We start from the raw sequence: 21,081 nt of genomic DNA, 5'->3' as shown, positions 1-21,081 counted from the left end.
GGTTACCTGTTTACTAGTCAATTCACCTGGAGCTGGATCCGGTCGGAATCCAACTCGATATCTAAGGGGCGCAGATTTTATACGCTTACCCCCATGACTGCAATACGCAGTTAGGTGTTGTGGAAAAGGCTCCTGTGGCTGGCTACCGGGGCCGGGGCTGTTTATCATGCGCGGCTATTATTAACTGCACCGGCGCTGCCGGTGCAGGGTAGACAAAATTACCGGGTGGGAAGGCCGAAACATGCGCGTACTGGGCATTGAAACCTCTTGTGACGAGACTGGCATCGCTCTCTATGACAGCGAGAACGGGCTGCTGGCACACCGGCTCTACAGCCAGATCGCGCTGCACAGCGAATACGGCGGCGTGGTGCCGGAGCTGGCCTCCCGCGACCATGTGCGCAAGACCCTGCCGCTGATCAACGAGGTGCTGGAGGCTGCCGGCCTGCAGAAGAGCGATATTGATGCGGTGGCTTACACTTCCGGCCCCGGCCTGGTGGGGGCGTTGATGGTGGGGGCCTGTATCGGCCGTGCCCTGGCCTATGGCTGGGGTGTGCCCGCCATTGGTGTGCACCATATGGAGGGGCACCTGCTTGCGCCCATGTTGGAGGCGGAGCCGCCGGCGTTTCCGTTTGTGGCGCTGCTGGTCTCTGGCGGCCACACCCAGCTGGTGGAGGTGAAGGGCATTGGCCAGTATCGGCTGTTGGGGGAATCCCTCGATGATGCCGCCGGCGAGGCCTTCGACAAGGCGGCCAAAATGCTGGACCTGGATTACCCGGGCGGGCCACAGGTGGCAAAACTGGCGGAAAAGGGGGATCCTTCCCGCTTTACCTTTCCCCGTCCCATGGTGGATCGCCCCGGCCTCGACTTCAGTTTCAGTGGCCTGAAAACCTATACCCTCAACACGGTCGCCGAGCACGCACTGGAAGATGGTCTGCCCGATGACCAGACCTGCGCCGATATCGCCTGCGCCTTTCAGGAGGCGGTGGTGGATACGCTGGTGATCAAGTGCCGGCGGGCGCTGCAGGAGACCGGCTTCAAGACCCTGGTGATCGCCGGCGGTGTATCGGCCAATACCCGGCTTCGGGAGCGGCTGGAAGCGGCACTGGCCAAGATCGGTGCCCGGGTCTTTTACGCCCGGCATGAGTTCTGTACCGATAACGGTGCCATGATCGCCTACGCCGGTGCCCAGCGCCTGCTGGCCGGCCAGGGGCAGGACTTGGCGGTCAAGGTCACCCCGCGCTGGCCGCTGGACACCTTGCCGGCGCTGTAACCCGTCATTTTATTGCGTCACCCCATACCCGGAGCTGGTTATATGGATATCGTGTTTATCGAAGACCTGCGCATCGATGCCATTATCGGCATCTACGATTGGGAGCGGCAGGTGCACCAGACCCTGAGCCTGGACCTGGAGATGGCCTGGGACAATCGCGCCGCGGCGGCCTCGGATAACATCGAGGATGCCCTCAACTACAAATCGGTGGCGGATCGACTGATCCAGTTTATCTCGGGCAGCGAGTTCCAGCTGCTGGAGGCCATGGCCGAGCAGGTGTGCGATATCGTGCTGACGGAGTTTGCGGTGGAGTGGCTGCGGTTGCGCCTGCGCAAGCCGGGGGCGGTACCGCAGGCGAAGGCGGTAGGGCTGTTGCTGGAGCGCGGTCGGCGCACTCCGGATCCGGCGGGTGTCTGACGTCCGCTGAGCCGACGTCAGACCGGCTGTGTCAGTGGGTGCCGTTGACGCAGTGCAGGCACAGATCAGCGTCCGGTACGGCCCGCAGGCGCTGGTGGCCAATTTTGTTGCCGCAGTTGATGCAGATTCCCTGCGCGCGTCCCCCCAGTTTCTTCAAAACGTGTTTTACGTGCAGCAGCTCTTTGGCGGTGTAAACGGCCAGCTTTTCCAGCATGTCGTCACTGTCACTCACCTGGCTTTGCCCGCACTCCCCGGTGGTGGTCTTGCGGCGCAGGTGCTCATCCAGTGTGGCGAGTCGGGCTGACAGTTCCTGCTGGCGACGCAGCAGCGTCTTGCGGGCTTCGATGTTGTTCATAGGTTCGCGCGGATCCTGTGAGTGATGCGGGCGGCAGTGCCGCCCGCGGGTTTCAGCTGATATCAATGCGGCGACTGGTGGGCGGCGGCAGTTCATGGCGCGGGATGGTCAGGGTCAGTACGCCATTGTCGAATTTGGCGTTAATGTCGCTGTCCATCACGTCGCTGCCCAGGTTGAAGCTACGGGAAAACCTGCCGTAGCGACGTTCCTGGCGAATGATCTTGCCGTCTTTCTCTTCCTTGTCTTCCTGGTGGCTCTCGGCTTCCAGGGTCAGCACGCCATTGTCCAGTGTGACGTGGATGTCTTCTTTCTTAACGCCGGGTAGTTCAGCGCTGATCAGGTACTGGTCAGCTTTCTCCTTGACCTCGATGCGAGGTACCAGGTGACCGCCTTCCTTGTCGCTGAAAATCGCCGGGGTGCGGAAGTTGTCAAAAAAGTGATCGAAATCGAACAGTGAACCTCTGGGAACAAGACTCATAGCGACCTCCTCGGTTGACGAAACCAACAGTGGGATTCCCGACCAAGGATAGTATCCGGCGCAAAAACCGGAAAGTTGTTGAGCTGGATCAAATAATGGTGAGGGACTAGGGACTAGGGACTAGGGACTAGGGACTAGGGGATTGGGGGCGAGGGGTGAGGCAATCGTAGGAGCCCGCTCCCGCGGGCGATCTTTTTCTCCGGGACCGTTAAGGCCCCAAAGGATAGCCCGCGGGAGCGGGCTCCTGCGGGAGGCAGATCAGGTCTTGATCTTCTTGTACTGAGTACGCTTGGGCTGGGCGTCGGCACCCTTACGCTTCACCAGGTCCTCGTGGTACTCGGTGTAGTTGCCGTCGAAGAATTCGATATGGCCGTCATCCTCGTAGGCGAGGATGTGGGTGGCAACGCGGTCGAGGAACCAGCGGTCGTGGGAGATCACCAGCGCACAACCAGGGAAGTTGTTGAGGGCTTCCTCCAGGGCGCGCAGGGTTTCCACGTCCAGGTCGTTGGACGGTTCGTCCAGCAGCAGCACGTTGGCGCCCTGCTTGAGGGTGTGGGCCAGGTGCAGGCGGCCGCGCTCACCACCGGAGAGTTCGCCGACGCGCTTCTGCTGGTCGGATCCCTTGAAGTTAAAGCGGCCTACATAGGAGCGGGAGCTGACTTCGTAGTTGCCGATCTTGAGGATGTCCTGACCCTCGGAGATCTCTTCCCAGACGGTCTTTTTATCGTCGAGGTTTTCACGGCTCTGCTCCACGTAGGCGATCTGCACGGTGTCACCGATCTCGATCTCGCCGGAGTCCGGGGTTTCGGTGCCGGCGATGAGGCGGAAGAGGGTGGACTTACCGGCACCGTTGGCGCCCACAATCCCGACGATGGCGCCCTTGGGGATGGTGAAGCTGAGACCGTTGTAGAGCTCACGGCCGTCGAAGTTTTTGAACACGTTGTGGAAGCTGATCACCTTGTCGCCCAGGCGCTCACCCGGCGGGATATAGATCTCGTTGGTCTCGTTGCGCTGCTGGAATTCCTGGGACTGCATCTCTTCAAAGCGCGCCAGGCGCGCCTTGTTCTTGGCGTGACGGCCTTTGGGGTTCTGGCGAACCCACTCCAGTTCCGCCTTCATGGCTTTCTGGTGTGAAGCTTCGGTGCGCTGCTCCTGGGCCAGGCGGGCCTCTTTCTGCTCCAGCCAGCTGGAGTAGTTGCCCTCGTAGGGGATGCCGCGGCCGCGGTCCAGTTCCAGGATCCAGCCGGCGGCGTTGTCGAGGAAGTAGCGGTCGTGGGTAATGGCTACCACGGTGCCGGGGAAATCCACCAGGAAGCGCTCCAGCCAATAGACGGATTCGGCATCCAGGTGGTTGGTGGGTTCGTCCAGCAGCAGCATGTCGGGACGAGACAGCAGCAGGCGGCAGAGAGCCACGCGACGGCGTTCACCACCGGAGAGTTTGGTGACGTCGGCATCCCAGGGGGGCAGGCGCAGGGCGTCAGCGGCTACTTCCAGGGTGTGCTCCAGGTTGTGGGCGTCCCAGGCCTGGATGATGTCTTCCAGTTGTCCCTGTTTCTTGGCCAGGGCGTCGAAGTCGGCATCGGGCTCAGCGTAGGCGGCGTAGACCTGATCCAGCTCGGCCAGTGCGTCTACCGCTTCGCGCACGCCGTCTTCCACGTTGCCACGCACATCCTTTTCCGGGTCCAGCTGCGGTTCCTGGGGCAGGTAGCCCACCTTGATGCCGGGCATGGGACGGGCTTCACCGCTGATGTCGGTATCAATGCCGGCCATGATGCGCAGCAGGGTGGATTTACCGGCGCCGTTGAGGCCCAGAACACCAATCTTGGCGCCAGGGAAGAAAGACAGGGAGATGTCTTTCAGAATTTCGCGTTTTGGGGGAACAACTTTGCCCACCCGGTTCATTGAATAGACGTACTGTGCCATAGGGGCAGAAACCTCATGCGTTGGCTGGGTTTGGAATTGGCCGCAAGTTTGGGAAAAAGGCCGCAGGGAGTCAATGCACACGCCGCACAAAGAGGGGGCGGGTGGCAATCTGTGCGCTGCTCCGCTGTTTTGCACAGTGGCGCCTGCGTTTGTCTTTGGCGGCCTATACTCAAAGGATGCCCTGCGATTTGTGGGCTTCACTATTATAAGAATAGCCGTGGAGGGTCTGAGTGTCCGAGCCTCAATTCAGGAATGTGCCAATGAGTTCATCCGAGGGTAGTGCGTTGTCCGGCGTGCCGTGGAATGCCGGGGTAGGCAAGCTGCTGCAGCGCGTTGCCGATCAGCTCAGTGACCTCGTGCTCGGTGTCGACAGCAGCGGCGGGCTCTACTATGTCAGCCCTTCGGTAGAGGCCATTCTTGGTTACAGCCCCGAGGACTTCCGCCGCCTCTACAACCGTGCCCTGGCCTTCTCCGCCGATGCCCGTTTCCGCATGTTGCAGGATTTTGTACAGGAGCGCCTGCAGGGGATCAGTGACCTGCTGGGGGAGGAGCAGGTTCCGGAAACCCTGGTGCTCAACCACCGCGACGGCTTCCGGGTGACCCTGCAGGTGCGCTGCACCACGGTGCAGGGGCGGCGGGGGGAGTCCCGCGGCGCGGTATGCGTCTGTCGTGACCTTACCAGCCGCCGCGATACCTTTGCCTCCACCGCGCTGGCGACCCGCATCTTCGAGAACAGCCTTACCGCTATCTATATCACCAACAACCAGGGCCGCCTGGTGCAGGTCAACCGCGCCTTCTCGCGCCTGACGGGTTATGACAGCGAGTTCCTGACCGGGCAGAAGCCCGAGCTGCTGGGGGCTGACTTTGCCTCGGCGGAATTTACCTCCCTGGTGGCCTCCGAGCTGCAGGCATCCGGTGTGTGGGAGGGGCAGGCCCTGTTGCGCCGTCGCGACGGCAGTGTCTTTGCCGCGGCGGTGCACATCAACCAGTTGCGGGATGAGAGTGGCCGGGTGCTGTTCAATGTGGGCTGTTTTTCCGATGCCGAAGAGGACGGGCGCTGCCAGAGCGGTGTGGGGCCGAGGGCGTTCCTGGATGCGCTGACGCGCCTGCCGAACCGCAGTCTTTGTCTCGACCGGCTGGAGCGGGCCATTGCCCGGGCGCGGCGCGGAGCGGCACAGATAGCGGTGCTTTACATCAATGTGGACGATTTCCAGTCGATCAACGAAGCCCTCGGATGCGAGGTGGGCGACAGCGTGCTGCGCCAGGTGGGCGAGCGGATCCGCTGCAGCCTGCGCAGTGGTGACAGTGTGGCGCGGCTGGGTGGCGATGCCTTTGTGGTGCTGCTGGAGGATTTACGGGGCGGTAATGTCTGCCTCTCCGATGCGGCGGCGGTGGTAGCCAAGGTACGCTCGGTTATTGGCAGACCTTATCGTACCGAGACCATGGAGCTGGCATTGCAGACCAGCATCGGGGTGGCCTGTTGTCCGCTGGACGGGTCCGATGCGGAGCAGTTGCTGCAGCGCGCCGAGGTGGCCATGCAGCGGGTGAAAGCCTCCGGCGGCGACGGCGTACAGTTCTACAGCCAGGCTATCAGTGCCCGGGTTTACGCCGGGGTACAGCTGGCGCAAGGGGTGCCGGAGGCGCTCAGCCGGGACCAGTTCGAACTCTGTTTCCAGCCCATTGTCTGCCCCCGCACCGATGCAGTGGTGGGGCAGGAGGCATTGCTGCGCTGGCAGCACCCGCTGATGGGCAGTGTGCTGCCGGAGGAGTTTATCGCCCACGCCGAGCGCGCCGGTCATATCAAAATGCTGGGCGCCTGGGTGCTGGAAGAGGTGGGCAGGCAGTGGCAGCAGTGGCAGCAGCAGGGCTGCCGGGTGCCTGTTGTCACCGTAAACCTGTCGGTGGAGCAGCTCCGGGACGATGACATAGTACAGACCCTGCAGGCGGCGCTGGAGCGCTACGGCATGCCGGCCGGGGCGTTGCTGCTGGAGCTGCGGGCCGCGCACCTGCAGCGGCGCGGCGCAGTGGATATCGAGGTGCTGGAGCAGCTGCTGGCGCTGGGCGTGGGCTTGTCTGTAGAGGGCTTCGGCGACAGCGGGCTGGCCCTGGAGGCGCTGCGTCAGTTGCCACTGGCGGCGCTGAAGCTGTCGCCAAGGCTGATTAAAGGGCTACCCGATGAGCAGGGGCGGCGGTTGCTGCGCGGTGTGGTGGCGCTGGCCCGGGAGATGGGTACCCAGGTGGTGGCGCTGGGGGTGGAGACCCCGGCGCAGCTGGAGGCGGTACAGGCGGTTGGCTGTGATGGCATCCAGGGGTATCTGCTGAGCCGGCCGGTACCGGCGGCACAGGTGGCGTTCGCCTGAAACCGCCCCGCAGGCCCGAGTGTAGGCCGCTTTGGCCACATTCCGTACTCCCCTTTTGTGCAGGAAAATGGATTGGACGTTCCCGGTAAACGCCTTTAAGATGCGCGTTTGGTTTATTTTCAGCCACCCGGGCGATGTCACGGTTTCTCAGCGTAAGGAGCCTCTGGCCCGTCCCCCCTTGTACGTCAAACGACAGAGATAGAGGTTCCAATGGCACTAGAGAAGCAGATTGCCGATACCGAAGAGGCCCGTCAAATCGCGGCCATGATGGAGCGCGCCCGTGCCGCTCAGAAACAAATTGAAAACTACTCCCAGGAGCAGATCGACGAACTGATCACTGCCATGGTGTGGGTTAACTGCCGTCCAGGCGTTGCCGAGAAGATTGCTCAGCACACTGTGGATGAGAGCCAGCTGGGTGATTACAACGGCAAGTTCCTGAAGATCTCTGTCAAAACCCGCGCTGCCCTGATGGACATCATCAACGACAAGTCCATCGGTGTTATCGAGGAAGACAAAGAGCGTAACCTGATCAAGATCGCCAAGCCTGTGGGCGTGATCGGTGCCCTGTCGCCGTCCACCAACCCCGAAGCGACTCCTGTGATCAAGGCCATCAACGCCGTTAAAGGTCGCAACGCCATCATCATCGCGCCACACCCGCGCGCCAAGATCACCAACAAGATGATCGTGGACAACATGCGCTCTGCGCTGGAGCAGCTGGGTGCCCCTGCTGACCTGGTGCAGGCCATCGAGCTGCCTTCCCTGGAGCTGACCAACGAGCTGATGCAACAGTGTGACCTGATTCTGGCTACCGGCGGTCCCGGCATGGTTAAGTCTGCCTACTCTTCCGGTACCCCGGCTCTGGGTGTGGGTGCAGGTAACGCCTGTATCACCGTTGACGAAACTGCCAACCTGGACGAAGCGGCCGAGAAAATCCGCATCTCCAAGACCCTCGACCTGGCCGCCAGCTGCTCTTCCGACAACACCGTGATCGCGGTTGAGTCTGTGTACGACGAGCTGCTGAAGAAGCTGATCGAGCAAGGCGGTTACCTGGCCCAGGCCGGCGACTACGAAAAAATTGCCGCTGTACTGTGGGAAGATGGCCACCTGAACGCCAAGGCTGTGGTTAAGCCTGCGCCTGTGCTGTGTGAAATGGCCGGTGTCGAAATCCCGTCCGACCGCACCTTCATCATCATGCCCGAGACCGGTTACGGCCCTGAGCACCCTTACTCCGGTGAGAAGCTGTCCGTGATCATGGCGTTCTACAAAGTGAAGAACATCGATGAAGCGGTTGAGCTGACCAACAACATCCAGGCTTACCAGGGTATGGGCCACTCCTGTGGTATCTACTCCAACAGCGATGAGAACATCATGAAGCTGGCCATGGGCACCAAGACCTCCCGCGTCATGGTGAACCAGCCGCAGGCACCTTCCAACTCCGGTAACCTGTGGAACGGCATGCGTCAGACCTTCTCTCTGGGTTGTGGTACCTGGGGTGGTAACTCCACCAACGAAAACATCTACTGGAAGCATCTGGTGAACGTGACCTGGGTATCCAAGCCACTGCCAACACCAAAAGTGATTCCTGCTGATGACGTGCTGTTTGCCAAGGTGATCAACAAGGTCAACTAATCGACCTTCGTCACCGGGCGCGCAGCGCTGCGAAAACCCGCACTGGAAACAGTGCGGGTTTTTTTATGCCCGCGAGGCCCTGGCCCAAAACTGCAACAACGAGTTGCCGTAACGTTTGGTTGTGGCGGGTTGCCGTCGGTGCGGACTTTGCCTTAGCATGGGGCGGATAATAATAAAAACTCCGGTCACTGGCCGGGTGGCACTGCATCAAAAAATCTCCAGAGCTCAAAACCAGAAGTTAAAACCAGAACTTTAAAAATAATCACTCTGTATCCGACCCATAAAAAAATAATTAATGGAGGAGTACCCATGAGAAGCACCAAAGGCTTTGGCCTTGGCTCGTTGACCGCACTGGCAATTGCCGTTTCCCCTGTTACCTTTGCCCAGCAAACCCAGTCCGGCGGTTACGCGCTGGAAGAGGTCACTGTAACGGCGCAGCGACGCAGTGAAAGCGCAGTGGATGTGCCTATCAGTATCACGGCGCTGAGTGCCGACCAGCTCGGCAAGGGCGATGTGCAGCAGTTGGGCGACATCATGAAGTTGACCCCCGGACTGCGCTATGACGATCTGGGTGCGAACGCCCAGCCCACCATTCGTGGTGTGGGTACGTCAGTGGTGGTGGCGGGTGCCAGCTCCAACGTGGCGGTCTACACCGACGGTTTCTACTCCCCCAGCATGTTGATGGCCGACTCGGAGCTGCTGAACGTTGAGAGCGTGCAGGTGCTGAAAGGCCCGCAAGGGACGCTATTTGGTCGCAACACCACTGGTGGTGCGATCCTGGTCACCAGCAAGGACCCGCAAAGCGAAGCGCAAGGACGTTTCGAGGCGTCCTATGGCAGCTATAACGCCCAGCGTTACCAGGTTTACGCCACCGGCGGCCCCACTGAAGATCTGGCGTTCGATGTCTCTGCGTTGGTACGTACCGGCGATGGTTACATTGACAATATTACGACCGGATCGGATTCCGATGGTGAATATGAAAACTGGGCGATTCGCCTGGGTGCCAAGTGGAATGTCACTGACTCCACCTCGGTACTGTTGCGCTACTCCCATTCCGATACCGATGATCCATCGCCGGTGGCGACCGGATTATACGAAGAGAATGGCATGCCTGTGTCGACGGCGGCAGTCTATGGTTCTAACGTGGCCACCAAGCCCCACGAGGTTTCCTACGGTTATAAGTCGCAGTATGAGTCCGATGCCGATGTGATCCAGCTGACCGTTCGCTCGGAACTCAGCTTTGCTGACTTTACCTCCTACACCCAGTACCGCGATGAGTCCGGTACTCACTACTACGACTTTGACGGCTCGGCACTGCCAATCTATCACTACAATTTTGAAACCACCGACAAGGTGTTCTCGCAGGAGTTTTTGCTGGCCTCCAATGGTGACGGGCGACTGCAGTGGACCACGGGCCTGTTCTATTTCACGGATGAAACCGAGTACCCGCATAACGAAGCTTCCGTGGGAGGCTCGCCGTTTGTACCTACTGGCGGTTCCGGAGTGAAGTCCAGCTCCATGGCGATCTTCGGTGATGCTACTTACGCCTTGCTGGACAACCTGTTTCTCACCATTGGTGCACGCTACAGCGTTGATGAGGTCAAGGATGCCTACTTTATCTATGACAATACGGGCGAGAAGTACGTCCTCGATGATGCCGATGATGACAGCGTGACCCCGCGGGTTGCCCTGCGTTATGAGATCGATGACAACTCCAGTGTCTATGTCTCTTATACCGAGGGCTTCAAGGCCGGGATTATCAACGTGGCCGGCGGCACCAGTGCACTCAATAACGGCGATATCAATTCGGTGTATGTGGATCCGGAGGAGATCAAGGCCTGGGAAGTGGGCTACAAGTACAGTGGCGGCAACCTGGTGTTTGATGCGGCGGTCTTCTCCTACGATTACGAAGGCCTGCAGGTGGCCAGCTACGCGCAGACCGACAGTATTATCCGCAATGCCGCCAGCTCCAGTGTGTTTGGTGTCGAGACCCAGGTGCGCTATGCCTTTACCGAGCAGTTGCACGTCAACCTGGGTGTCGCTTATCTGGATGCCGAATACGACGAGTTTGAGGAGTCCCAAACCTGGGATCAGTGCCTTGATGCGGTGAGTTGCGGCTCCTTTTTGGGTGTGTTCCTGCCCAGCTATGGCGATGCTTCCGGCAAGGAGATGCAGCGTGCCCCCGAGTTGACCGCCACACTGGGTGTAAGTTACGAAGCGCCGGTACAGGATGGCCTGCTGGTGTTGTCCGGTAACCTCTACCACACCTCCAGCTTTTACTTTGACTCCTCCGAGTTGTTCGAGCAGGACAGCTATCAGTTGCTTAGCATGCGAGCAGAGTGGACCGATCCCTCGGAAACTTACAGTGTGGCCCTCTATGGCGATAACCTGACCGACGAAGAGTACTACTCACAGGTATTGCCGCAGTTCTACGGCCCGCTGGTCACCTGGGGTGCTCCACGCACTGTGGGTGTCTCCCTGGCCGTCAACTTCTGAAGTTGATGTTTGTGTCGTGTTGAAAAACTCCCGGCCTCGTCCGGGAGTTTTTTGTTAATCCCCCAGCTCCGCCAGCTTGCGATAGAGGGTTCTTTCAGAAACGCCCAATCGCCGGGCCAGTTCGCCGGTGCTGCCTGCAAACTCCCGGTTCACCTGGCGCAGATACTGTCGTTCGGCCTCTTTCAGGGAGAGGATGTGCTGCGTCGCTGAGGGCATCTTTTCCGGGTGGGTTGAGTTGTCCAGCGGTGGCAAATGCGCAAGATCAATCCAGCGATCATCTGACATCAGGGCAGCGCGTTGCAGTATGTTGCGCAGCTCGCGCACATTGCCGGGAAAGTCGTAGCGTTCCAGGGCGGCCATGGCTGCAGGCGTGAGCTGCTTGGCGGGCACTTGCTGGCCGAGGAACAGGGAGCAGAGCAGGGGCAGGTCACCGTTTCGCTGGCGCAGCGCCGGCAGCTGAATGGGGAAGGCGGCGAGACGGAAGTAGAGATCCTGGCGAAACTCCTCGGCGGTTACCAGTGCCGGCAGGTTTTTGTGGGAGGCGCTGATCAGGCGGAAGTTGGCTCGCCGCACTTCGACGCTACCCACTGGCCGGTAGGTGCCGGTCTCCAGCAGGCGTAACAGTTTCACCTGCAGTTGCAGGGGGATGTCTCCCACCTCATCCAGGAACAGTGTGCCGCCATTGGCGGCGTCTACCAGCCCCGGCTTGTCCCGGTTGGCGCCGGTAAAGGCGCCCTTGCTGTAGCCAAACAGCTCGCTCTCGAACAGGCTCTCATTGAGGCCGGTACACTCCAGTACCACAAAGGGCTTTTCGCTGCGCAGGCTGGCCCGGTGGATGGCCTCGGCCACCAGCTCCTTGCCGGTACCGGATTCCCCCTGCAGCAACACGCTGACATCGGTGGGGGCCACCCGGTTAATGAGTGACAGCATCTGCTGGAATGCCGCTGATGTGCCGCAGAGGATCTTGTCCTGCGCCTGATGGCTGGCGTGTCGCACTGGTTGCTGGGTCTCCCGATAACCCAGAAGAGTGCCGGAATTGTCATACACCGGCTCCATCATAATGTCGCAGTACTCCGGTCCGTGGCGGGTTTGGTGGATATGGAGCACGCGCTGTGCCAGTCCGCTCTCCCGGGTACGCTGCAGTGGACACGCCTCGCCGTTCTCATGGCAGGGGCTGCTGAAGCCGTGCGACACCTGATGGCAGCTGCTCTCCCCCGTATTAACCGGTTGTTGGGAGTGGCTGCGAAAGGCGCTGTTGCAGGCCAGCAGTTTATAGTCGGGCGAAATCAGCGCGGTGGGGGTGTCGCTGCAGTCCTCATTAATGGCCTGGATGAAGTCGTTGGAGCTTCCGGAAATGTGCATGGCTGACAATTTTGGCGGACATTGTTTGTCAAATATGGCAGCTTGGGTGGGTTGCGGCAAGTTTACCGCGGCGAAAAATGGCGCCAGAGGCCCCGGTTGCATGGCCCCGGGTGCTTTCTCTGGAGTTGGCACTACCGTTGCTATCCCCGGTACAGGGGCGGGTATTACGGATCCTCAAACAACGCTTGGCAGCAGCCCTCGGACTCCGAAGTATTGGATGGAGCCTGTTATGTTTTTGCAAAAACCCTTTGCCCTGACTCTGCGCAGGGAGATCGCGCTGATACTGCTCGTTAAGTTGCTGGCGGTAGTGGCGCTGTACCAACTGTTTTTTGATGAGCCGGTTACAGCGATAGAGGCTTCCTGGCTCGCTCCGTTGGAGGCTGATGTTGACCGGGTCTCCACCCAGCCTGATCCCCGGATCGAAACCGAAGAGGAAACACCATGATCGATACCGCAGCGGTGGAGCTGTCGCGCCTGCAATTTGCGCTGACGGCGATGTACCACTTTCTGTTTGTGCCATTAACGCTGGGGATGAGCTTTATCCTCGCGATCATGGAGTCGGCCTACGTGCTGACGGACAAAGTTATCTACCGCGATATGGTGAAATTCTGGGGCAAGCTGTTCGGCATCAACTTTGCCCTTGGTGTGACGACCGGTATCACCATGGAGTTTCAGTTTGGTACCAACTGGAGCTACTACTCCCACTATGTGGGCGACATCTTTGGCGCGCCGTTGGCGATTGAAGGGTTGATGGCGTTTTTTCTGGAATCCACCCTTATTGGCCTGTTTTTCTTTGGCTGGGAGCGGCTCAGCAAGGTGCAGCACCTGACGGTCACCTGGCTGGTGGCGCTGGGCTCCAACCTCAGCGCACTGTGGATCCTGATTGCCAACGGCTGGATGCAGAACCCGATCGGCGCCGAATTCAATTACACCACCATGCGCATGGAGATGGTCAGCTTTGCCGAGGTGATCTTTAACCCGGTGGCGCAGGTGAAGTTCGTGCACACGGTGGCCTCGGGTTACGTTACCGGTGCCATGTTTGTATTGGGTATCTCGTCGTACTACCTGTTGAAGGGGCGTGACATTGCCTTTGCCAAACGCAGTTTTGCCATTGCTTCCAGCTTCGGGCTGGCCTCCATTCTGTCCGTGATTGTGCTCGGGGACGAGAGTGGTTACGAGGTGGGCGACGTACAGAAAGTGAAGCTGGCCGCGATTGAGGCTGAGTGGGAAACGCACCCGGCGCCAGCAGCCTTTACCCTTATCGGTTTTCCCGACGATGAGCAGGAAAAGACCCACTACGCGGTGCGCATTCCCTGGCTGCTGGGGCTGATAGCAACTCGCTCCATTGATGAGGAGGTGATGGGCATCAAGGATCTGAAGGCGATGCATCGCGAGCGTATCCTCAATGGTATGGAGGCCTATTCGCTGTTACAGAAGCTGCGCGCTGGAGATATCTCCGATGCCACCATCGCCGACTTTGAAGCGGTGAAGGATGATCTCGGCTACGGTTTGTTGTTAAAACGCTACACCGACGCAGTGGTGGATGCTACAGAGGAGCAGATTGACGCGGCGGTGGATGACTCCATTCCCGGGGTGGCACCACTGTTCTGGGTGTTTCGCATGATGGTCGGCCTGGGCTTCGCCATGCTGTTTGTGTTCACAGCGGCGTTTATCCAGTCTACCCGCCATCGCAGCGATGCCAGCCGCTGGGTTTTACGCATGGCCTTGTTCTCCATTCCCATGCCGTGGCTGGCTGCCGAAGCTGGTTGGTTTGTGGCGGAGTATGGTCGCCAGCCCTGGTCGATTGCCGAAGTGCTGCCCACCCATCTGTCCGCGTCAGCCATCAGTGCCGGTCAGGTGACCAGCAGCCTGACCGCAATCATTCTCTTTTATACCGCGCTGCTGGTGGTGGAACTCTACCTGATGTTTCGCTTTGCCCGCCTCGGTCCGTCGTCGTTGGGCGTTGGCCGCTATCACTTTGAAACCGGCGATGACGCCGTCCCGCAGCAAAAACAACAGCCACAACAGGTATAAGGAGAAGCGAAGATGCTGGATTATGAGAGCCTTAAATTGATCTGGTGGCTGTTGATTGGTGTTCTGTTGGTGGGGTTTGCCATCACCGACGGCTTTGACATGGGTGTCGCCATGCTCCTGAAAATCGTGGGCAAGGATGACGTGCAGAGGCGGGTGCTGATCAACACCATCGCCCCGCACTGGGATGGTAACCAGGTGTGGTTTATCACCGCCGGAGGTGCCATCTTTGCCGCCTGGCCGCTGGTGTACGCCACGGCGTTTAGCGGTCTGTACGCCGCGCTGATGATTACCCTGATGGCCATGTTCCTACGCCCGGTGGGTTTTGATTACCGCTCCAAGATCGATAACCCCACCTGGCGCAGCCGCTGGGACTGGGGGCTCACCATTGGCAGTTTCGTACCGGCGCTGATTTTCGGTGTTGCCTTCGGCAATCTGTTGCAGGGGGTGCCTTTCAGTTTTGATGACGTGATGCGTTCGCACTATCACGGCTCCTTCTGGCAGTTGCTCAATCCGTTTGCGTTGCTGTGCGGCCTGTTGAGTGTGGCTATGTTTGTCACCCAGGGGGCCTCCTGGTTAATGCTCAAGACGCGCAATGACATCCTGCAGCGTAGCAGTCAGGCGGCGCTGATCAGTGCGTTGTTGGTGGTGGTCATGTTTGGTGTAGCAGGCTTGTTCCTGAACATGGGGATGCAGGGCTATCGCGTAGTGACAACACCTGAGGTCGGTGGTGTGGTGACGCCGGTGATGAAAACCGTGCTGCAGGATAATGGCGGCTGGCAAGCCAATTTCAACACCTTGCCCTTGCTGTGGTTGTTGCCGATAGCGGGGTTGTTGAGTGGTATGTTGGTGGTGTTGTCGGCGGCCCGTCGCTGGTGTGGCCTGGCGTTTTTTGCCAGCAGTGTGATGCAGGGAGCAATCATCGGCACTGCCGGGGTAGCCATGTTCCCGTTTGTGATGCCATCCAATTTCGATCCCAACCACAGCCTGACGCTGTTTGATGCCGTTTCGAGCCGCCTGACCCTGAACATCATGTTCTGGGTGGCCATGGTGTTCGTGCCCATTGTGCTGGGCTATACCCTCTGGAGCTACATCAAGATGGCAGGCCGTCTCGATGAAGAGACTATTCACGGCAACCCCCACGGCCTCTACTGAATTAAGGAGACAAACCCATGTGGTATTTCACCTGGATACTGGGCGTGCTGCTGGCTTGCAGTTTCGCTATCGTCAATGTGCTGTGGCTGGAGCACAGCGGGGATATGGATCACACCAGTGATGAGCAGGAGTCATGACTGACAGGGCGGCAACTGTGATTGATCGCCCTGCTACGGTGCCACCACTGCGACGCTACAGCCAATGGTTGCTACTGGTGATAGCAGCGCTGCTGGTAGGGGCTGTCATGTGGCTGCCGTCGTTACTGATGCCGGAAGGACGGTTACTGTCCCATGGGCTGCTGTCACTGCTGATGGTCGGGTTGTGCCTGGCATTGTTGGTGGGTGCAGGTTTATTCCAGTACTCCGCGCCCTGGTTGTGGTGGTTGTTGATGGGGATCAGTGTTTTGGTGGTGCTGGCTACCTTAAGCTTGCACTGGTGGGCCTGAGAGTTGCTCGGGCGTGCTGCCGGGGATAATGAGAGGGGTGTGTATGAACAGATGGATGCTGGCGGCATTGACGATGTGTGCACTGACGGCGTCGGCGGGAGACAATTTTGAACCGCAGGCGGCGGTACGTGTACAGCTGCTGGGTGCGCAGTTAAAAGCGGCATTGCAGGGCAGTATGGCGGCAGGTGGCCCGGTGGCGGCGATTGACACCTGTCAGCTGCAGGCACCGGCTATTGCCGCAGGCCTGACGGAAAGCGGCTGGAGTGTGGGTCGCACCAGCGAGCGGCTGCGTAACCCCGCCAACAAACCCTCGCCGGAATTGATGGCACTGTTGCGGGAGTATGCCGCCAACAGTGAGCTGCCCGCCCGGGCGACGCTGCTTGAGGATGGCAGCAAGCTCTATGTGTCCCCGATCAAAGTGGGGCCGCTGTGTCTCAATTGCCACGGTACCGAGCTGCAGCCGGAGGTGCAGCGGCAACTCAGTCTGCGCTACCCCGAAGATCAGGCAACGGGGTATCAGGCGGGGGATTTTCGCGGCCTTTTCTGGGTTCGCTATCAGCCTCAGTAACAGTTCGCTCCATTGAGTCGCAAGCCGGGTGCAGCAAGAGCGCTGCGCGCGGGCGATGGCGGGGGTAGAATAGCGCCCCCTTTCGCCTGATAGCCGTCACATGAAATTCGTTGCCCCACCCGCCGAGCTGGCGGTGTTCAGCGCTGCCTGTATTTTCGGCCTGGCCGGTGTCTTCGTGAAGCTGCTGGAGATGCCGGTCACCGTGGCCGCCGGCTTTCGCCTGTTTGTTCCCGGCGTGCTGTTGCTGCTGTTTGCCCCGTCCTTGCGTCGGCGGGTGTTTACCCATCACTCGCCCCTGTTGTTGCTGGCCTCTGCCATTACGGTGGTGCGGATACTGCTGTGGGTGGCAGGCCTGTCCTGGGCGCCGCTGAGCAAGGCGGTGGTGGTGCTGTTCAGCTGGCCACTGCTCTTCACCCTGATGAGTATCGTCGCCGGGCAGGAAAGGCCCAGCCTGCGGACGCTGGCGCTGTTGGGGTTGGCGGTGGCCGGGTTGGGGCTGTTGCAGCATGGTACCGAGTGGCGCTGGGATAGTCGTGAAACCCTCGGCTTGCTGAGTATGTTCGTCTCGGCGCTGCTGTTCGCCGGCAACATGTTTATCTACCGGCAGGCGCTGCAATCCCGGTCTCCCATGGAGGTGGTGTTGCGCGACTGTCTGCTGGGCGGGGTGGTGTTTCTGCCGTTTATACTCTGGTACCTGCCTGGCTTCAGTGTGCCGCAGGTGGTCGGCGGGGTGGGCTACGGAGTGCTGATCGGGTTGCTGGGCTACGGACTGCTCTACTATGGACTGGCCCGGGTCAAACCGTCGGTGGCGTCGGTGCTGGCCTATGGCGAAGTGTTGAGTGCGGTGTTGCTGGGGGTGGTGGTGTTCGATGAGCGGCTCAGTGCGGTGCACTGGCTGGGGGCGGGCTGTATTTTGCTGGCGGCGGCGCTGGCGCGACGTGCCCATTGATTGTTCTGTCTGATCAGAGGCGCGCGACACCGACCGGCATCGCGCGCGTCCACAACTTAGTTGGTGCCTTCAACAGCAGCCTTGGCGTCGTCAGCAGCGGCTTGCATGGCGTCAGCGGCGTCTTCAGCAGCTTCAGCAGTTGCATCGGCAGCTTCTTCAGCGGCTTCACCAGCGTCGGCAGCAGCTTCTTCAACGGCTTCGCCGGCTTCAGCAACGCTGTCTTTTACTTCTTCAGCAGCTTCTTCAGCCATTTCCTGGGCGCCTTCCACCGCAGCGGCGGTAGTGTCAGCAGCTTCCTGAGCCATTTCTGCAACAGGCGCCTCGGCTTCTGCAGCGGTGTCAGTGGCGGCTTCCTGGTTACAGGCGGTCAGCAGCATGGCGGCGAAAGCAATAGCAGCGGTAGTCATCAATGGTTTCATGTCGGGATTCCCTCATGGTTATTATGGACGTGACGTCGGATTAATTATTCAGTCAGGACTGGCGAGTATTTAGGTCGAAAGACTGGGCCAATCAGGACATTGCACCGAGTGTACCCAGCGCGGCAGTGCACTGCATGGGCAACCCGGAGAACTGTGTGCTGGCGCACGTTAAGGGGTACGATTGGTTGGCGCTTAATTCAAAATTGGAGCTAACACTATGACCCTGTTGAAGATTTTAGGGCTGCTATTGCTGGCATTGGTGATATTGGTGCCGCTGATCGAGCGTTTCGGCCCGCGCCCCGATGCGCAGGCTACCGCGCGTATGTCGCGCTGGGTGCTGCCACTGCTGATGTTACTGGCGGTGTTGCAGCTGCTGATCTACTGGTTCGGCTGAGTCCGGCAGGGGTGGCGGTGTGGTATGCTATACCGCTCGCAGAACGGCCCCGGCGGTGAGCCATTGGCCCACCAGCATTCAATTCATGAGGCAAACAGATGAAGTTTCAGGTGATCCCCGTAACCCCCTACCAGCAAAACTGTACCCTGCTCTGGTGTGAAGAGACCAAAAAGGCGGCGGTGGTGGATCCGGGCGGAGACCTGAGTCGCATCGAGCAGGCTATTGAGAAGCAGGGGCTGACGCTGGAGAAAATTCTCTGTACCCACGGTCACCTGGACCATGTGGGCGGTGTGGATGCGCTGGCCAAAGCCAAGGGCCTGCCCATTGAAGGGCCACAGGAGGAGGATGCCTTCTGGATTGAGCAGCTGCCGGCCCAGACCAAACAGATGGGTTTTCCGCCGTCGGAGGCTTTTGTCCCGGATCGCTGGCTGCATGACGGAGACAGTGTCACTGTGGGCAACGAAACCCTCGAAGTACGTCACTGCCCCGGCCACACTCCTGGCCATGTGATCTTCTTCCATCCCGCCAGCAAGGTGGCCATGGTGGGTGATGTGCTGTTTCAGGGCTCTATTGGCCGCACCGACTTTCCCCGCGGTGACTTCGACACCCTGATCAACTCCATCCGCGAGCGTCTCTGGCCGCTGGGTGACGATGTGCAGTTCATCCCCGGCCACGGCCCCGTCTCTACCTTTGGCCATGAGCGCAAGACCAACCCGTTTGTGTCTGACAGCGTGATTGGCTGACAGTGCGACGGGCTAAAGAGGCTCGGCACAGAGCCTCTTCATGGTAGGGTCATTACAAGGTAAGGTCATTCCAGAGTAAGGTCATTCCCGCGGAGGCGGGAATCCACAGCGAGCAGTATCGAAGATCGCTAGGCCACTTCCGATTTAAACGCGTACTGCCCCAGCGCCTCTTTTACCGCATGCGCCTGGCTGCTGTCGGTCAGGGTCACAGTGACCGCCTGGCCGTGCTGCTTGTCGATACGCACGTTGAGCCCATAACTTTTCACACCCAGCTCTGCCAGCACTTCGCTCACGGTGAGCTCGGTGATGTGATTGCGCAAATCCGGTTTGAAAATCTTGCCCACCGCCGTCAGCGGCATGGCGTCGATAAACAGTATGCGTTTGGGAACGGCGGCGCGCTCGGGGATGTGCTCTTCGCAGAACGCCAGCAGTTCTGTTTCGCTGACGTCGGCGCCGGGCTTCAGCTGTACGTAGGCGGCTGGCAGTTCGCCGACACGGGGATCGGGTTTGCCGACAGCGGCGGCTGCCGCCACGGCGTCATGCTGGAACAGCGCCTCCTCAATCATCTGCGGGTCAATATTGTGGCCGCCGCGAATAATCAGGTCCTTGCTGCGACCGGTGAGCCATAAATAGCCGCGCTCATCGAGTCGTCCCAGGTCGCCGGTATTGAACCATCCGGGTTCGATCCACTGGCCCTCGTTCTGTTCCGGGTGTTTGTAGCCGTTAAAAACGTTGGGGCCGCTGATGGCAATGATGCCGGCTTCGTTGGTATCGCAGTCGCGCAGCAGTGCTCCGGTTTTTTCATCCACCTCTACAATGCGGATTTTCAAATAGGGTACCGGCGCCCCGACAGAGCCAATAAAGCGATCGCCAAAGCGCGGGTTGAGTGTGCTGACGCAGGTGCCTTCGGTCTGCCCGTAGCCTTCCACCAGCACCAGCCCGGTCTGCTTCTCAAACTGCCGCGCCAGCTCGGTGGCCAGGGGGGCGGCACCGCAGACGGCGAACTTCAGTGAGGAGAGGTCAAAGCCAGCGGTGGGGAAATTCAGCAGGCCGGAGAGAATGGTGGGCACGGCGCTGAACAGGGTGACCTGGTATTTCTCCACCAGTGGCCAGAAGTTTTTCATTACTTCCGGGCTGCGGTAACCCTGCGGCGTTGCCAGCAGCACCTCGCCGCCGCACATCCACGCCGACAGGCCGGTAAAGACGGCGTTAACGTGAAACAGCGGCAGGCCGATGAGAATCACGTAACCCTCTTCCATGTTACAGGCGGTGCTGATCTGAAAGGCGCAGGCGAGTTCGTTAAGGTGATTATGGGGGGCCAGCTTGGGGGTGCCGGTGGTGCCGCCGGTGTGGAAATAGGAGGCGATGTCGGTTTGGGTAATTTGGCGGCCGCTGTCCAGCCCTGCGTCGTTGTATTGGCTGATGAAGGTGTCGAAGTCGAGCACCCCGTCGCCGAGATAGCTGCCCCGCTGTTGGTCTATGGCATCGCGCATGCCGGCGGGCAGGAAAGCGGCCGGGTCGACGGTGATAATGGTGTGCAGAGAGGGCACCTGCGTCTTCAGCTCCAGCGCCTTCTGCCACAGTTCGGTGCCGGGGAAAGGCGCCAGGGTGATCAGTACCGGGCAGGCGGTGTCGTTGAGGATAGCGGCAATGTGCTCCACTTCCAGCAGCGGATTGATGGGGTTGATGATGCCGGCGGCTTCGCCACCCCAGAGGGCAAATTCGGTTTGCGGCAGGTTGGGCAGCAGGATGCCGATGGTATCGGTGGCGCCCACACCCAGGTGGTGCAGGGCATTGGCGGTCTGGGTGATACGCTGGCAGAGCTCGCGGTAGCTGTAGTCGGTGGGTGTTTCGTCCGGCGTCCCCTGCATCAGGAAGCGTAGCGCTACCCGGTCCTCGTAACGTTCTGCAAGGTCGCAGAACAGTTGGTAGGTGCTGGGTGGCAGGCCCCGCTCGGACAGGGGGATGGACTCTACGGCTGGCAGAGACTCCGGCCCTGTGTTGCGGTAATCGGCGGGGCGATATTGGCTCATCTCGGTTCCTCCTTGAGCGCACGGGCGTGAGAGCAGAGATTTGGGGGCAACGGT

At 59.9% G+C, this 21,081-nt stretch carries 20 protein-coding genes; 14 read left to right on the top strand and 6 right to left on the bottom strand.

Annotated elements, in window-relative coordinates:
• Positions 1-241: 241 nt before the first annotated feature.
• Both tsaD and folB read left to right on the top strand, forming a co-directional pair.
• Positions 242-1,270, top strand: coding sequence for a tRNA (adenosine(37)-N6)-threonylcarbamoyltransferase complex transferase subunit TsaD (tsaD, locus tag GSF27_RS08030; protein WP_160967714.1), 1,029 nt, complete (start codon positions 242-244; stop codon positions 1,268-1,270).
• Between the two features lie 42 nt (positions 1,271-1,312).
• A complete protein-coding gene (gene folB / locus GSF27_RS08025) occupies positions 1,313-1,687 on the top strand; it encodes a dihydroneopterin aldolase (RefSeq protein ID WP_160967712.1) in 375 nt (124 codons plus the stop codon).
• A 31-nt stretch (positions 1,688-1,718) separates the two neighbouring features.
• Here the strand turns inward: folB and GSF27_RS08020 are convergent, their stop codons facing one another.
• The 3 genes from GSF27_RS08020 to ettA form a co-directional block, all read right to left on the bottom strand.
• Positions 1,719-2,042, bottom strand: coding sequence for a TraR/DksA C4-type zinc finger protein (locus tag GSF27_RS08020; RefSeq protein ID WP_160967710.1), 324 nt, complete (start codon positions 2,040-2,042; stop codon positions 1,719-1,721).
• Between the two features lie 52 nt (positions 2,043-2,094).
• Positions 2,095-2,520: an Hsp20/alpha crystallin family protein gene (locus tag GSF27_RS08015; RefSeq protein WP_160967708.1), complete on the bottom strand. Its 426-nt coding sequence runs from the start codon at positions 2,518-2,520 to the stop codon at positions 2,095-2,097.
• Between the two features lie 258 nt (positions 2,521-2,778).
• Entirely contained in the window at positions 2,779-4,443 is a 1,665-nt protein-coding gene (gene ettA, locus GSF27_RS08010; RefSeq protein WP_160967706.1) for an energy-dependent translational throttle protein EttA, read from the bottom strand.
• 260 nt (positions 4,444-4,703) lie between these two features.
• On the opposite strand from ettA, the gene GSF27_RS08005 reads away from it, so the two are divergent.
• From GSF27_RS08005 to GSF27_RS07995, 3 genes are all read left to right on the top strand, one after another.
• A complete protein-coding gene (locus GSF27_RS08005) occupies positions 4,704-6,803 on the top strand; it encodes an EAL domain-containing protein (RefSeq protein ID WP_160967703.1) in 2,100 nt (699 codons plus the stop codon).
• A 210-nt stretch (positions 6,804-7,013) separates the two neighbouring features.
• On the top strand, positions 7,014-8,432 hold the full coding sequence (locus tag GSF27_RS08000; RefSeq protein ID WP_160967701.1) for an aldehyde dehydrogenase family protein: 1,419 nt from the start codon (positions 7,014-7,016) through the stop codon (positions 8,430-8,432).
• Between the two features lie 309 nt (positions 8,433-8,741).
• A complete protein-coding gene (locus GSF27_RS07995) occupies positions 8,742-10,928 on the top strand; it encodes a TonB-dependent receptor (RefSeq protein WP_160967699.1) in 2,187 nt (728 codons plus the stop codon).
• A gap of 54 nt (positions 10,929-10,982) precedes the next feature.
• Here the strand turns inward: GSF27_RS07995 and GSF27_RS07990 are convergent, their stop codons facing one another.
• Positions 10,983-12,290, bottom strand: coding sequence for a sigma-54-dependent Fis family transcriptional regulator (locus tag GSF27_RS07990; RefSeq protein ID WP_160967697.1), 1,308 nt, complete (start codon positions 12,288-12,290; stop codon positions 10,983-10,985).
• On the opposite strand from GSF27_RS07990, the gene cydP reads away from it, so the two are divergent.
• The 7 genes from cydP to GSF27_RS07955 all read left to right on the top strand — a co-directional run bounded on the left by cydP (position 12,289) and on the right by GSF27_RS07955 (position 17,438).
• The gene (gene cydP, locus GSF27_RS07985; protein WP_160967695.1) at positions 12,289-12,735 is read left to right on the top strand and encodes a cytochrome oxidase putative small subunit CydP; all 447 of its coding nucleotides are present in this window, start codon (positions 12,289-12,291) and stop codon (positions 12,733-12,735) included. The genes GSF27_RS07990 and cydP overlap by 2 nt on opposite strands.
• Positions 12,732-14,324 carry a cytochrome ubiquinol oxidase subunit I gene (locus GSF27_RS07980; RefSeq protein ID WP_160967693.1) on the top strand — a complete coding sequence of 531 codons (1,593 nt, stop codon included), beginning with the start codon at positions 12,732-12,734 and terminating at the stop codon, positions 14,322-14,324. Before cydP ends, GSF27_RS07980 begins: the two co-directional genes overlap by 4 nt.
• A 12-nt stretch (positions 14,325-14,336) precedes the next feature.
• Positions 14,337-15,476 (top strand): cytochrome d ubiquinol oxidase subunit II, encoded by a 1,140-nt coding sequence (cydB, locus tag GSF27_RS07975; protein ID WP_160967690.1) that lies wholly within the window; start codon positions 14,337-14,339, stop codon positions 15,474-15,476.
• A gap of 17 nt (positions 15,477-15,493) precedes the next feature.
• The gene (gene cydX, locus GSF27_RS07970) at positions 15,494-15,613 is read left to right on the top strand and encodes a cytochrome bd-I oxidase subunit CydX (protein WP_160967688.1); all 120 of its coding nucleotides are present in this window, start codon (positions 15,494-15,496) and stop codon (positions 15,611-15,613) included.
• On the top strand, positions 15,610-15,921 hold the full coding sequence (locus tag GSF27_RS07965; protein ID WP_160967686.1) for a hypothetical protein: 312 nt from the start codon (positions 15,610-15,612) through the stop codon (positions 15,919-15,921). The genes cydX and GSF27_RS07965 overlap by 4 nt, the downstream gene beginning before the upstream one ends.
• Positions 15,922-15,964: 43 nt before the next feature.
• Complete coding sequence (locus GSF27_RS07960; protein WP_160967684.1) at positions 15,965-16,489, top strand: DUF3365 domain-containing protein; 525 nt, start codon at positions 15,965-15,967, stop codon at positions 16,487-16,489.
• A 100-nt stretch (positions 16,490-16,589) separates the two neighbouring features.
• A complete protein-coding gene (locus GSF27_RS07955; RefSeq protein ID WP_160967682.1) occupies positions 16,590-17,438 on the top strand; it encodes a DMT family transporter in 849 nt (282 codons plus the stop codon).
• Positions 17,439-17,494: 56 nt separating this feature from the next.
• On the opposite strand, the gene GSF27_RS07950 is transcribed toward GSF27_RS07955, so the two are convergent.
• Positions 17,495-17,857, bottom strand: coding sequence for a hypothetical protein (locus tag GSF27_RS07950; protein ID WP_160967680.1), 363 nt, complete (start codon positions 17,855-17,857; stop codon positions 17,495-17,497).
• 217 nt (positions 17,858-18,074) lie between these two features.
• Here GSF27_RS07950 and GSF27_RS17730 point away from each other — a divergent pair, with 217 nt between their 5' ends.
• Both GSF27_RS17730 and GSF27_RS07945 read left to right on the top strand, forming a co-directional pair.
• Positions 18,075-18,251, top strand: a complete 177-nt coding sequence (locus tag GSF27_RS17730; RefSeq protein ID WP_202410354.1) for a hypothetical protein — start codon at positions 18,075-18,077, stop codon at positions 18,249-18,251.
• Positions 18,252-18,349: 98 nt separating this feature from the next.
• Entirely contained in the window at positions 18,350-18,994 is a 645-nt protein-coding gene (locus tag GSF27_RS07945; protein ID WP_160967678.1) for an MBL fold metallo-hydrolase, read from the top strand.
• Positions 18,995-19,122: 128 nt separating this feature from the next.
• Here the strand turns inward: GSF27_RS07945 and GSF27_RS07940 are convergent, their stop codons facing one another.
• Positions 19,123-21,027 carry an acyl-CoA synthetase gene (locus tag GSF27_RS07940; RefSeq protein WP_160967676.1) on the bottom strand — a complete coding sequence of 635 codons (1,905 nt, stop codon included), beginning with the start codon at positions 21,025-21,027 and terminating at the stop codon, positions 19,123-19,125.
• Positions 21,028-21,081 lie beyond the last annotated feature (54 nt).

It is taken from the genome of Pseudomaricurvus sp. HS19, from assembly GCF_009857815.1.
Classification (GTDB): domain Bacteria; phylum Pseudomonadota; class Gammaproteobacteria; order Pseudomonadales; family Cellvibrionaceae; genus Pseudomaricurvus.
The sequence above is the reverse complement of the archived record's forward strand: the minus strand, read 5'-3'. Positions and strand labels throughout refer to the sequence as shown.